The 11,916-nt window shown below is 65.8% G+C and carries 11 protein-coding genes; 8 read left to right on the forward strand and 3 right to left on the reverse strand.

All coding sequences use genetic code 11. The features are described 5' to 3' along the window. Window positions 1–59 precede the first annotated feature (59 nt). The 7 genes from AC1MDG_RS09545 to AC1MDG_RS09575 all read left to right on the forward strand — a co-directional run bounded on the left by AC1MDG_RS09545 (window position 60) and on the right by AC1MDG_RS09575 (window position 8,006). On the forward strand, window positions 60–1,472 hold the full coding sequence (locus AC1MDG_RS09545; RefSeq protein ID WP_479808702.1) for an MFS transporter: 1,413 nt from the start codon (window positions 60–62) through the stop codon (window positions 1,470–1,472). Further along, window positions 1,469–2,377: a shikimate dehydrogenase gene (locus tag AC1MDG_RS09550; RefSeq protein WP_479808704.1), complete on the forward strand. Its 909-nt coding sequence runs from the start codon at window positions 1,469–1,471 to the stop codon at window positions 2,375–2,377. The genes AC1MDG_RS09545 and AC1MDG_RS09550 overlap by 4 nt, the downstream gene beginning before the upstream one ends. Window positions 2,378–2,379: 2 nt before the next feature. Next, window positions 2,380–3,117 carry an SDR family NAD(P)-dependent oxidoreductase gene (locus AC1MDG_RS09555; RefSeq protein WP_082049647.1) on the forward strand — a complete coding sequence of 246 codons (738 nt, stop codon included), beginning with the start codon at window positions 2,380–2,382 and terminating at the stop codon, window positions 3,115–3,117. A gap of 67 nt (window positions 3,118–3,184) precedes the next feature. Next, window positions 3,185–4,309, forward strand: a complete 1,125-nt coding sequence (locus AC1MDG_RS09560) for a Gfo/Idh/MocA family protein (protein WP_479808706.1) — start codon at window positions 3,185–3,187, stop codon at window positions 4,307–4,309. Window positions 4,310–4,475: 166 nt separating this feature from the next. Then, window positions 4,476–5,345: a sugar phosphate isomerase/epimerase family protein gene (locus tag AC1MDG_RS09565; RefSeq protein WP_479808708.1), complete on the forward strand. Its 870-nt coding sequence runs from the start codon at window positions 4,476–4,478 to the stop codon at window positions 5,343–5,345. Beyond that, entirely contained in the window at window positions 5,342–6,181 is an 840-nt protein-coding gene (locus AC1MDG_RS09570) for an aldo/keto reductase (RefSeq protein ID WP_479808710.1), read from the forward strand. Before AC1MDG_RS09565 ends, AC1MDG_RS09570 begins: the two co-directional genes overlap by 4 nt. A gap of 13 nt (window positions 6,182–6,194) precedes the next feature. Further along, the gene (locus tag AC1MDG_RS09575; protein WP_479808711.1) at window positions 6,195–8,006 is read left to right on the forward strand and encodes an FAD-dependent oxidoreductase; all 1,812 of its coding nucleotides are present in this window, start codon (window positions 6,195–6,197) and stop codon (window positions 8,004–8,006) included. Window positions 8,007–8,337: 331 nt separating this feature from the next. Here AC1MDG_RS09575 and AC1MDG_RS09580 read toward each other — a convergent pair whose 3' ends face one another. After that, window positions 8,338–9,372, reverse strand: a complete 1,035-nt coding sequence (locus AC1MDG_RS09580; protein WP_479808713.1) for an AAA family ATPase — start codon at window positions 9,370–9,372, stop codon at window positions 8,338–8,340. A 417-nt stretch (window positions 9,373–9,789) separates the two neighbouring features. After that, entirely contained in the window at window positions 9,790–10,167 is a 378-nt protein-coding gene (locus AC1MDG_RS09585) for a hypothetical protein (RefSeq protein WP_479808714.1), read from the reverse strand. A 165-nt stretch (window positions 10,168–10,332) separates the two neighbouring features. On the opposite strand from AC1MDG_RS09585, the gene AC1MDG_RS09590 reads away from it, so the two are divergent. Beyond that, window positions 10,333–10,560 carry a hypothetical protein gene (locus tag AC1MDG_RS09590; protein ID WP_479808715.1) on the forward strand — a complete coding sequence of 76 codons (228 nt, stop codon included), beginning with the start codon at window positions 10,333–10,335 and terminating at the stop codon, window positions 10,558–10,560. A 286-nt stretch (window positions 10,561–10,846) separates the two neighbouring features. Here the strand turns inward: AC1MDG_RS09590 and AC1MDG_RS09595 are convergent, their stop codons facing one another. Then, on the reverse strand, window positions 10,847–11,851 hold the full coding sequence (locus tag AC1MDG_RS09595; protein WP_479808716.1) for a LacI family DNA-binding transcriptional regulator: 1,005 nt from the start codon (window positions 11,849–11,851) through the stop codon (window positions 10,847–10,849). Window positions 11,852–11,916: the final 65 nt, after the last annotated feature.

The raw sequence follows: 11,916 nt of genomic DNA on the forward strand, positions 1-11,916 counted from the left end.
TTCGCAGCCCGGCCCACCCCAAGAGCCCCGGAACGGTCCCGTTACCTGAAGGGAACACCATGTCAGTGTCGACATCGGCGCCAGCACGCCCCAAGAACAATGCGAAAATCGCAGCAGTTTCGGGGTTCGTGGGCAGCGCACTTGAGTACTATGACTTCTTTATCTTTGGCTCAGCCGCAGCGCTGATCTTCGGCAAGCTGTTCTTCGCCCCGGGTCCTTCGGCAATGCTCCTGTCATTCGCAACAGTAGGCGTCGCATATATCGCACGCCCCCTTGGTGCAGTGATCTGTGGCCACCTCGGCGACAAGTTCGGCCGAAAGAAGGTCCTGCTGCTCACTCTCCTGCTGATGGGTGCCTCAACCTTCCTGATCGGCTGCCTCCCCACCTACAACGACATTGGAATGGCAGCTCCGATCCTCATCGTGGCTCTCCGGCTCCTGCAGGGACTCTCCGCCGGCGGCGAATCGCCGGGGTCAAGTTCCCTCACGCTCGAGCACGCACCGGACAGGAAGCGCGCTTTCTACACCAGCTGGACGATGAGCGGCATCATGTTCGGCATCGTGCTCTCCACGCTCGTATTCATTCCCGTGGCATCCATGCCCGAGGACCAGCTGCTTGCCTGGGGCTGGCGCGTCCCGTTCCTCGCCAGCGCAGTGGTGACGGTCATCGCCTTTGTGCTCCGGCGGCTCCTGGAGGAGCCGCCGGTCTTCGCCGACGTCAAAGCGCAGGATGAAGTGGTCAAGGTTCCGATTGTCACCCTGTTCCGGCACCACTGGGTTACCGTCATCCGGGTCACCGCAATGTCTCTGTTTACTATCATCAACACCATCATCAATGTCTTTGCGTTGTCCTACGCCACCTCCGTGATCGGCGTTGAAAAGGGGCTGATGCTGACCGTAATCGCAGTGGCCAACCTCACCGCCGTGGCCATGGGCCCGCTGGCCGGCATCCTCTCGGACCGGATCGGGCGTAAACCCGTCTTCGTCACCGGTCTGGTGCTGCAGATAGTGATGATCTTCGTGTTCTTCTCGGCCCTGTCGGCGGCGAATGTGCCGCTGATCTTTGTGACCGGCATCCTGCTGATCGGGGTTGCGTACACCGGGTCGAACTCCATCTACCCCGCATTCTTCCCGGAGCAGTTCCCGGTCAAGGTCCGCTACTCCGGTATGGCCATTAGCCTGATGTTCGGACTCCTGCTGGCAGGATTCGCGCCGGTCATTTCCGAGCTGCTGATCGGCGGCGACAAAGCCAACTGGGTTCCGGTCGCAACGTTCGCCGCCGTGGCCTGCGCCATCTCCGCCGTCGCAGCGCTGCTGGCACCTGAGACGTTCAAGACTCCGACGGCCCTGCTGGGACTGAAGAAGACCGACCCGCGGCGCCACGCGGCGTCGTCCGTCACCCCTGAGGCCTCAGCACGGCAGTCCAGCACGGCCGACGACGCTTCCACGGTTGCAGACCGGGCGCGGGCATGAGCCAGCAGACCATGCCGGGCACCTGGGCATTCCGGCCGCGTGAAGCCGATATCAGCCATCGGTTCGTGGTTGGTTTGCTCGGCTCCGGTATCCGCGGATCGCTCACCCCGGGCCTGCACGAAGCCGAAGCCGACCGGCTGGGCCTTGCCTACACCTACCGCATCATCGACCTGGACGCCATCGGACAACCCGCAGAAAGGTCCGCGGCGCTGGTCCGGCATGCAGCCGATCTCGGATTCGACGGCCTGAACGTCACCCACCCAAGCAAGCAACTGGTGCAGGACGGCCTGGACGAGCTTTCGCCTGAAGCCCGGATCCTCGGCGCCGTCAACACCATCACCTTTCACGACGGCAAGGCCGTAGGCCACAACACGGACCACACCGGCTTCATCGGCGGACTCCGGGCCGGCCTCCCGTCCGCCGCGACCGGCTCAGTGGTACAGATCGGTGCCGGGGGAGCTGGCGCAGCAGTGGCCTTCGGCCTACTCAGCACCGGAACCCGGCACCTGGTCATCGCGGACATCGAGCCGGCCCGAGCCGAAGCCCTGGCCGCCCGTCTGGCCCCGCACTTCCCGGACAGCCAGCTCTCGGTGACCCGCACGGATGCTGTTGCCAGAAGCATCCGGGAAGCAGACGGGCTGGTGAACTCAACACCCGTCGGCATGACAGGCCACCCCGGTGTTCCCGTGGATCCCGGCCTGATCCACCCCGGGTTGTGGGTGGCGGACGTGATCTACCGGCCGCTTGAAACCGAACTGATCAAGGCAGCCCGCGGCAAGGGCTGTGCCGTGCTCGACGGCGGACGCATGGTGGTGGGTCAGGCCGCCGCCGCCTTCGAGCTCTTCACCGGCATCCCCGCCGACGCCGAGCGCATGCTGGCCACGTTTCGACAGGCGATCAGCTAGCTATGGATTCCCAGGCACCGAGCACCATGGCCGAATCCCGCTGCCTCGTCATCGGGGCGGCCAGCGGCATCGGACGTGCGACGGCGGCACGCCTCAGGGCGTCCGGCGCCGCGGTGACGGGTGCGGACCTGCGCTCGGCCACTTGGCCGGGCGGACCAGGCACCTCACTCGCCATGGACGTCACCGACCCGGCATCGGTTGCGGCGGCCGTCTCCGCGGCGGCCCAGGAGATGGGCGGGCTCGACGCGGTGGTGAACTGCGCGGGCATCCTGGGTCCCGTGGCCCCGGCAGCCGCCACTTCGGTGGAAGATTTCGAACGCATCATGAAGATCAACCTGACAGGGGCGTTCATTGTCTCGCAGGCCGTCCTGCCGGGGATGGCCGAAGCAGGCTACGGCCGCCTGCTCCACATCTCTTCGACGGCGGGCAAGGAAGGCGTGGTCAACATGCCCGCCTACTCTGCCAGCAAGGCCGGGATCCTGGGCCTGGTCAAGTCACTGGCCAAGGAGTTCGCATTGTCCGGCGTCACCGTCAATGCCCTCGCCCCGGGCAATGTGGTGACCCCGCTTTTCGCGGAAGTGCCGGAAGAACAGCAGGCGGCCCAGGCCGCCAAGATCCCGATGGGCAGGTTCGGGACGCCGGCCGAAGCGGCCGCGCTCATCGAATTCATCGTTTCACCGGCGGCGTCCTACACCACCGGCTCCGTCTTCGACCTGTCCGGCGGCCGGGCCACCTACTAGCCCCGCACCAGCCTTTGCCGGACCGCACCACAATTTCCTACCAGCACCAGAAAGATGGCACCTGTTGATGATCACCCCATCACCTGTCACCGCCCGCCCCCTCCGCATTGGAATTGCGGGATGCGGGGCGATCTCCCGCAACCACCTCGAGGCGTTCCGCGCCCTTGACGACGTCGTCATCGTGGGCGTCTGCGACATCGATCTCCAGCGCGCCCGGGACACCGCCGAAGCCTGGGGAATCCCTGCAGCTGTCAACACGGTCCAGGAGCTCCTGGCGCTGGACCTGGACATCGTCGCGGTCTGCACCCCGCACCCCACCCACGAGGACGTGGTGCTGCAGGCCGCCGCCGCAGGAGTCCACGTGCTCTGCGAAAAGCCCATCGCCACTGACCTGGCGTCCGCGGAGCGCATGGTGAAGGCCTGCGATGACGCCGGCGTGAAACTCGGTGTCCTCTTTCAGCGCCGGTTCTGGCCGGCCGCCCAGCGCATCCGCGCAGCGATCGACGATGGCACGCTTGGCCGGCCCATCATGGGCCAGTGCTCGGTGATGCTGCACCGGGACCCGGAGTACTACTCCCGCGACGCCTGGCGCGGAACCTGGGCCAACGACGGCGGCGGGGTGCTGATGACCCAGGCCATCCACTACATCGACCTGCTGCAGTGGTTTATGGGTGACGTGGCCGAGGTCTACGGGAAAATCAACACCTACAAGCACGGCGAGCACATCGAAGTGGAAGACTCGGCAACCGCCGTCATCACGTTCACCTCCGGGGCCATGGCCACCCTCGAAGCGTCGACGGCGGTGTCCCCGAGCCTGGGCGTGCAGATCCGGGTCACGGGGGAAACCGGAGCCTCCGCTTCCCTGACCGAATTCCCGGAAGGCAGCGACGGGCGCGTGGACCTGTGGGCAGTGGCCGGGACCATCAGCACCGAGCCCGTCTACCCTGAAGGAGTTGACCCGAACGTCAGTCTCACCACGATCAACGGCCAGCTCATCCCGCACCACACTGCCCAAGTCCGGGACTTTGTCCGGAGTATGCGCGGCGGCGGAGAACCGGCCATCACCGGCCAAGACGCGACGAAAGCCCTACGGATACTGCTGGCGGTCTACGAATCATCCCGTACAGGTCTCCCGGTCCGCTTCGCCCCGCTGCCTGAAAGCACACGACCCCTCGCACAGATTGTCGGCTAAGGAACAGTAATGGAACAGGACACACGCTACGCCGCCCACCCCCTAGCACTGGGCCGCAACGGCCGCACCCCACGAACCCTCCGCTACGACGCAGCACGCGGATCGCCTCTCTCCTGACGGCCGGGGCCACCCCACACAACGAACTGAGCCTGAACGGAGTAAAGTCATGACCGAAAACGCGCACAGGCCCGTCGGCCTGGCCCAGCTGTCCCTGCTGAACACCGCCCCGCCTGAACTGGTGGGAATCGCCGCCCAGGCAGGCTTTGATTTCGTTGGCGCCCGGGTGCGCCCCGTGACACCGGCGGAACGCCCCTACGACATGCAGCCGGGGTCAACGATGCTGCGCGAGACGCTGTTGAGGATGGCGGACACGGGCGTGACCGTGCGGGATATCGAATTCCTGCTGCTGGACGGCAGCGACCAGCGCGAAGCATGGCTGCGCATGATGGAGGCGGGCCAAGCCCTGGGGGCAAGCTCCCTCACCGTGGCCGGTGCCGATCCGGACAGCGCCCGACTGGTCGGCACGCTGGCCCGGATGACCGAGGACGGCCGCGGTTTCGGGATCACCCCCACTCTGGAGGCGATCTCCTACCAGCCCGTCGCCTCGATCGCCCAGGCCGCGGACATCGCCCGCCAGGCGGGCTGCCGGATCGTGGTGGACACCCTGCACTTCAACCGCTACAACGGTCCGGGCGCGGCCGATCAGTGGGCGGAGCTGCGCGCCAACACAGACCTCGTGCCGCTCCTGCAGCTGTGCGACGGCCCGGCGGAACGGCCAGGCACCCGCGAGGGACTGGTCACCGAATCCCGCTCGGAGCGGGGCGTTCCCGGCGAGGGCCAGTTCGGCCTCGTGGCGGCGGTTGCCGCACTTCCGGCCGGCCTTCCGGTCAGTGCGGAGGCCCCTTCGGACCGGCGCGTGGCGGAACTCGGCGAGCTGGGGTGGGCGCGCCGGCTCAAATCCGGGGTGGACGCCGTGCTGGCCCAGGCAGCCAGCGTGCAGCTGACCGGAACTCTTGACACGGCAGGGGCGAAATGAGCGGCACCACCGCAGAGATCACGACGACGGAACTTACTCCGGGTGTGCAAATCCCGCTTATCGGCCTGGGAACCTGGCCCCTGACGGGTGAGGACGCCGCCGCGGCCGTGAACCAGGCCATCGGCAACGGCTACCGGCACATCGACACAGCCGAGAACTACGCCAACGAGGCCGCCGTGGGGGAGGGCATCCGCCGCAGCGGCATCGACCGCGGTGACCTGTTCCTCACCACTAAGTTCAACACCCAGTGGCACAACCGGAGCGGAGTACGCAATGCCTTCGGCCGGGCGGCGCGGCGGCTCGGAACCGACTACCTGGACCTGTTCCTGGTTCACTGGCCCAACCCCGCCCAGGGGCGGTTCGTTGACGCCTGCGAAGGCTTGCAGGACCTCGTTGACGACGGCTCCATCAGGGCCTGGGGCGTCTCAAACTTCAAACCGGCGCATCTGCAGGCCGTTCAGGAGGCCGGCATGGAGGTCCCGCTGAACCAGGTACAGGTTGATCCCGAGCACGGCCAACCGGCCCAACTGGCGTACCACCGCGAGCACGGAATAGTCACTGCCGCCTACAGCCCTTTGGGCCGCAACGGGAGTTTCCTGGAGCAGACGGCTGTGCGCGACCCTGCCAGGGAGCTTGGCAAGACACCGGCCCAGATCGTCCTGCGCTGGCACGTGCAGCACGGCCGCGTGGCGGTGCCGAAATCCGCGGACAGCCAACGCCAACGGGAGAACCTGGACGTCTTCAGTTTCGCCCTGACCCAGCAGCACATGGCTGCGATTGATGCACTCGAAACCGGTGCCCCGCCGCGCCTGGACTCCGACACCTACTTCCACTGAGAAAGCACCGAACATGAATGCACCAGCAAATCCTTCATCTGCCCTCCCGAGCCTGGACTGCGATGTCCTGGTAGTCGGCTCCGGCGCGGGTGGTCTGTCTGCGGCCGTGACCGCCGCCTATCACGGACTGAAAGTAGTGGTTGTTGAAAAGGCCGACGTCTGCGGCGGCGCGACGTCCTGGTCCGGCGGGTGGGCCTGGACCCCTGGCAACCCGCTGGCCAAAGCCGATGGCGTCAACGAGGACCGCGAACTGTTCCGCACCTACCTTCGCCACCGGCTGGGCAGGAACTACCAGGAAGACAGGGTGGAGGCATTCCTGGAGGCGGTCCCGCACATGGTGGGCTTCTTCCAGGACAAGACCAGTCTCCAGTTTGTACCGGGAACCAAGATCAAGGACATCTACGGCAGCACTCCCGGCGCGGGTACCGGCCACCGGTCGGTGGGGCCCAAACCGTTCAACGCACGCAAAATCAAGCCGGAACTCCGCGCTAAGATGCGGCACCAGCTCTACGAAACCTCGTTCCTGGGCATGGGCATCATGGCAGGCCCGGACCTGACCAAATTCCTCTCGGCCTCCCAAGGCAACATCAAGGGAATCTTCCACGCAGGCTGGCGGGTGGGCTTCCACATCCTGGACTTGGTGACTCACCGGCGCAACATGCAGCTGGTCAACGGCACTGCGCTCACGGGCCGGCTGCTGAAGTCCGCCGATGACCTGGGCGTGGAGATCCGCGTCTCCACCCCGGCCAAGCACCTGCTGACCGACGCATCCGGGAAGGTGACGGGCGCCGTCGTAAGTTCCCCGGAAGGCGAGCTGCAGATCAACGCTTCCCGCGGCGTCGTCCTGGCCGCCGGCGGCTTCCCCAACGACGTCTCCCGCCGCAAGGCGCTGTTCCCCAAGACGCCCACCGGCCGGGAGCATTGGACACTTGCGCCGAAGGAAACCACCGGCGACGGCATCACCATGGCGCAGGAAGTGGGCGCCCGATTCGAGACGGACGTGGAGTCCCCGGCCGCCTGGTGCCCGGTCTCGCTGGTCCCGTACCGCAACGGACGCACGGGAACCTTCCCGCACATCATGGACCGGGCCAAGCCGGGCAGCATCGGTGTCCGCCGGGACGGCAAGCGGTTCGTCAACGAGGCCAACGGCTACTACGACTACGTCGAGGGCCTGCTCAAGGCCACCCCTGAGGGTGAGCCGGTGGAGGCCTGGCAGATCGCCGACGCAGCGTTCGTGCGCAAGTTCCCGTTGGGCATGGCTAAGCCGCTTCCCGTGCCGGTGTTCCCCTACCTGCGGTCCGGTTACCTGAAGAAGGGCAACACGCTCGAGGAACTTGCCGCTGCCTGCGGCATCGATCCGCAAGGACTTGCCGCGACCGTCGCAGAGTTCAATGACAACGCCCGCAAGGGCATCGATCCCGACTTCGACCGGGGCGTCAGCGAATTCAACCGCTACGGCGGGGATCCCAAGAACACCCCGAACCCCTCGCTGCGGCCGCTGGACAAGGGGCCGTTCTACGCCGTCAGGATTGTCCCGGGATCCTTCGGGACCTTCGCCGGGCTCGCAGCCGATTCAAGAGCGCGGGTCCTGGACAACCAGGGCCGGCCCATCAGCGGCCTGTACGTCGCGGGCAATGACCAGGCCTCCGTCATGGGCGGGCACTACCCCGCCGGGGGCATCAACCTGGGGCCGGCGCTGACCTTCGGTTACATTGCCGGCCGCGACATCGCAAACGCGACACACTACGAAGATGACGGCACCCGGGCCCCGGAAGAACGCGCCGGAAACAACGATGCGACGGTCAAGCAGCCGAGTTTGAATTAGCAAGGCCTGGAACCCGGTTCGAGTCCCACCTCGGGCACGCATAACCCCTCGTCAGAGAGGTTTTTGCTTTAATGTGTGGACATTGACCCTTCGCGGGTCCCTCTGACGTTGTCCGCGGTCTGTGGCTGGCGCCGCGGTCGCCTATTGGGTTGTGGGGTGGGCGGAGTTAGGATCCTGGCCTGTGGGCCTGCGCCTGCTGGAATCCGGGGTATGTGCCGTCATATTTGGCTGTTCCGGTGGCCAGTTGTTGGCCGTCACTCATTCATGGTCGAGGGTTGTGGTGACGAGATGACCAAGCCGCATTCTCTTCGACGATCCTCCTCAGATCCGGTCAGGCCAGCCAGCGCCACCAGCGTGACTGCTCCGGTTCCGGCGTCGGTTCCGGTTCCGGCTCCTCGCCCAAGGCCAGCGCGGCCTGGAGGATGTCGTCCGCGGTGAGCGTCATGACGGCCTCACGATCGAGCGCGTCGAGACTTCGTTCCTGGTCGAGCGACAGCCGCAGCGCCTGACGGTTGAGCGCCTGCTCGAACAGCGTGCGGGCGAACCGTGCGTTGCCGGAGTCCTCGCCCGCGTGGAGCCCGGTGAGGATGCGTCGCAGCATCTGGTCCGCACCTGGCTCCAGCCTGTACTCGTGCTGGGCCAGCATCTGGTGGAAGATCGTCTGGAGCGCGTCGACGGAGTAGTCGGGGAACGTGATCTCGCGGGCGAACCGGGAGCGCAGTCCGGGGTTCGAGAGCAAGAAGGACTCCATCAGCCGCGGGTACCCGGCCACGATCACGACCAGGCGGTGGCGGTGGTCCTCCATCCGCTTGAGCAGGACCTCGATCGCCTCGGGGCCGAAGTCCGTCCGGCCGTCCTCCGGGGCCAGCGCGTAGGCCTCGTCGATGAACAGGACGCCGTCCAGCGCACGCCGGATCACCCGGTCCGTCTTGATGGCGGTCGCGCCGACGTACTGCCCCACCAGGCCCGAACGGTCGACCTCGACCAGGTGGCCTTTCTGCAGCAGACCGACCGCGCGGTACATCTCGGCCAGGAGCCGCGCCACGGTGGTCTTGCCCGTGCCCGGGTTTCCCAGGAACACCAGATGCTGTGATGTGGCCACCTCCGGCAGGCCGTGCATCTTACGGCGGGCCTGAACCTGGAGCAGTGCGACGAGCGCCCGCACCTGTTCCTTCACGGTTTCCAGACCGACCAGTGCGTCGAGCTCGGCCTGCACCTCGGACAGCGGCCGGGCCGGCCCGGGCCTCGCGCCGATGAGATCGCCGACCAGGTCGTCAACGCGCTCCGAACCGTGCAGCCTGACCTGATCGGCCAGGTGGCCGATGGTTTCTCTCAGGTCGTCGAGCGGATTGCGGCTGGCAGCCATACATCCACTGTAGTACTCGATTCCCGACCGGGATGGGGGTGGCCCCACCAGTGTCAACTCCCTTTTGGTCGTAGTATTCACGAGGTACAGGCAGTCTCCGTTGGATAGTGCGGGCACTGGCCGTGCTTTCGGTGCTGACTACGGCACCAAGGATGAGGCAGAAGCTGCAGGTCGGGACGCTGCCCAGGGCGACAAGGGGAGCATGCCATCAAGAACCAGGGCGGAAAGATCGTCTCCAAGAACAGCTACGACAACGATCACCGGAATGTCCCGGCCCGATCCGGCTGTTCACGCCATCGCTCAGCGATGTGTCGGTGATGGTGGTTCCTTCCAGAACTGGACCAGGTGACGCTCAACCGGCGACTCCACGGCCCCATCAAAGGCGGTGGAGTTGGCGGCTTCAGATCAGATGTGTCGTCACTCTTTTTCTGCTCCGCCTTTGCGTTCGCGGCCCACGGCTCCGTCCGGACCGTAGTCGCCCTCGGTGTATTGGCCGGGTTTCGTCCCTGCGGTACGGCCTTTAACCGTTCCGGCGGTGCCGTAGTCGGCCTCAACAAAGCGCCCTGCGTCCTCTGCACCTTCATCCGGGGACGGGGCCAGGGCTCCCTCGCCCCCGGCTGCACCGTAATCGCCTTCCGTGTACTGGCCTTCGTCATCACCAGCCTGACGGCCCGCCTCAGTGCCGCCCTTGCCGTAACTGCCCTCAACATAGCGGCCACGGACCTCTTCGTCCCCCGGCTTTTGCCCGCCGCTCGGCTCGGCGGCGCTCTCGTCAAACTCGTTGCTTCGCGTCATGATGTTGCCTCCACGCAACTAACTGGGCGGTCTTCCCGCCCTTCCAATCCTAGCGACCGCAAGGGGGCGGAAGTAGGGTCTGGCGGAACGTCATGTTCCATCCGCTCCGGCACGCATGACCTCGGGCCTACCCTGGGCTTGAAGGACGTTTCAAGGGGAGCTGCAATGGCGCGATTGACTATTGGCGCGCCGGGTAATGCGGGTCCGGCCGGGGTGCCCGCTGCTGATGATCAAGGTCCGGCGGCGGAGCTTTTGCCGGTGTTCGCCGCACCCGCCAGCGACGTCGAATCGTCCGCGGCGCTCGGCGCTCTACTGAAATGCCTCAACCGGCAAGGGCTTTCTTCTGGTGCTTCATCGCGCTTTTCTTGGGGGCCTTTCTTCTCGGCGTCGTGACACAGGCGAGGTGGGTTGGCCTGGGAATCGGCGGAGCCCCGTTTTCTTGTTCCTGTTTGGATTGCACGTCTGCCGGGACATCTACGGCACCGCGAGCATGTGGTCCAGGATCTACAAGGAGAGCCGTCGAAAGCGCACAAAAAAGAACGGAACAACGTCCTTCCTTCATGGTCTGCTGACGGTGCCCGGCCACCAGTAAAGCCTACGAAATCGCCCGGCATGCGGTGCCGGGACTTCCTGCGCGTCAAATGCCGGAGCTGGCGGTCAGTTCTCGATACTGGACCAACTAGGGCTGCATCTGCGGGGCGGGATGTCCTGTGGTTTTGCGGAGGACCAGATGGGGTGTCCTGACAAGATGGGCTGGCGCCTGGGTGCCCTCTATCCGGTCGACGGCGCGGTCCACGGCTGCGGCGGCAAGGAGCGGGGCGTCCTGGCTGATGGAGGAGAGCTGTACGTAGCTGAGGCGGGCGAATTGGCTGTCGTCGTAGCCTAGGACGGATACGTCCGTAGGTACCTGCAGTCCGTTTGCCCGGAGACTTTCAATGACGCCGAGGGCTGCCCTGTCGTTGAAGGCGATGACGGCTGATGGCACATCACCTGTAAGGGACTGGCCGGCTCTCAAGCCATCCTCTTCGTTTGGGCCGCCGGGCACGGTAACGGGTTCCAGGCCGTGGCGCATCATCTCGGTGCGGAACGCTTCCCGGCGTTGGTCCGCGGAGACTGCAGTTCCGCCGTCGACGTGGACGATGCGGCGGTGGCCGAGGGTGGTGAGGTGGTCAACGGCTATCCGGATGCCGGCGTGGTCGTCACTGCTGACCGAGTCGACGAGCTCGCCGACGTCGTTGCGGAGGAGGCTGACGACGGGCACCTGGCTGGCGTACCGGGCCAGCTCTTGGCTGCTGAGCGTGGGAGAGATCAGGATGAGGGCTTCGGAGCCGAAATCCAGGAGGGCCTCAATGGCGCGTGTTTCGGGCCGGCCGTTGGCCACCGCACTGAGGACTATTTCATAGCCTTTTTTTGACGCTGCGGCATAGGCGGCGTCGACTATTTCCGCGTGGAAGGGCTGGGAGCTGGAGAAGCTTAGGCCCAGGAGTTTGGTCCGGCTGCTGCGCAGCAGCCGAGCCCGGGAATCCGGCCGGTAGCCGAGTTCGCGGGCCGCCTCCAGGACTTTCTGTCGGGTGGGTTCTGACGCGCCGGCCGCGCCGCGCATCACGATGGAGACCAGTGCCCGTGAGACCCCGGCCACGCGGGCCACGTCCATCAGGGTTGGGCGACGCTGCTGTTCCGTCATTCTTCCTCCTCGACCGGATCAGTATAGAACGATCTAGACATGGCCATCCTCGACATGCCACCATG

It is taken from the genome of Arthrobacter sp. AIWTK1 (assembly GCF_056680535.1).

Coding starts and splice junctions, on each gene's coding strand:
- AC1MDG_RS09565 (WP_479808708.1), top strand. CDS start 4,476: ATGACCGAAAACGCGCACAGGCCCGTCGGCCTGGCCCAGCTGTCCCTG.
- AC1MDG_RS09570 (WP_479808710.1), top strand. CDS start 5,342: ATGAGCGGCACCACCGCAGAGATCACGACGACGGAACTTACTCCGGGT.
- AC1MDG_RS09590 (WP_479808715.1), top strand. CDS start 10,333: ATGGCGCGATTGACTATTGGCGCGCCGGGTAATGCGGGTCCGGCCGGG.
- AC1MDG_RS09555 (WP_082049647.1), top strand. CDS start 2,380: ATGGATTCCCAGGCACCGAGCACCATGGCCGAATCCCGCTGCCTCGTC.
- AC1MDG_RS09545 (WP_479808702.1), top strand. CDS start 60: ATGTCAGTGTCGACATCGGCGCCAGCACGCCCCAAGAACAATGCGAAA.
- AC1MDG_RS09560 (WP_479808706.1), top strand. CDS start 3,185: ATGATCACCCCATCACCTGTCACCGCCCGCCCCCTCCGCATTGGAATT.
- AC1MDG_RS09580 (WP_479808713.1), bottom strand. CDS start 9,372: ATGGCTGCCAGCCGCAATCCGCTCGACGACCTGAGAGAAACCATCGGC.
- AC1MDG_RS09550 (WP_479808704.1), top strand. CDS start 1,469: ATGAGCCAGCAGACCATGCCGGGCACCTGGGCATTCCGGCCGCGTGAA.
- AC1MDG_RS09585 (WP_479808714.1), bottom strand. CDS start 10,167: ATGACGCGAAGCAACGAGTTTGACGAGAGCGCCGCCGAGCCGAGCGGC.
- AC1MDG_RS09595 (WP_479808716.1), bottom strand. CDS start 11,851: ATGACGGAACAGCAGCGTCGCCCAACCCTGATGGACGTGGCCCGCGTG.
- AC1MDG_RS09575 (WP_479808711.1), top strand. CDS start 6,195: ATGAATGCACCAGCAAATCCTTCATCTGCCCTCCCGAGCCTGGACTGC.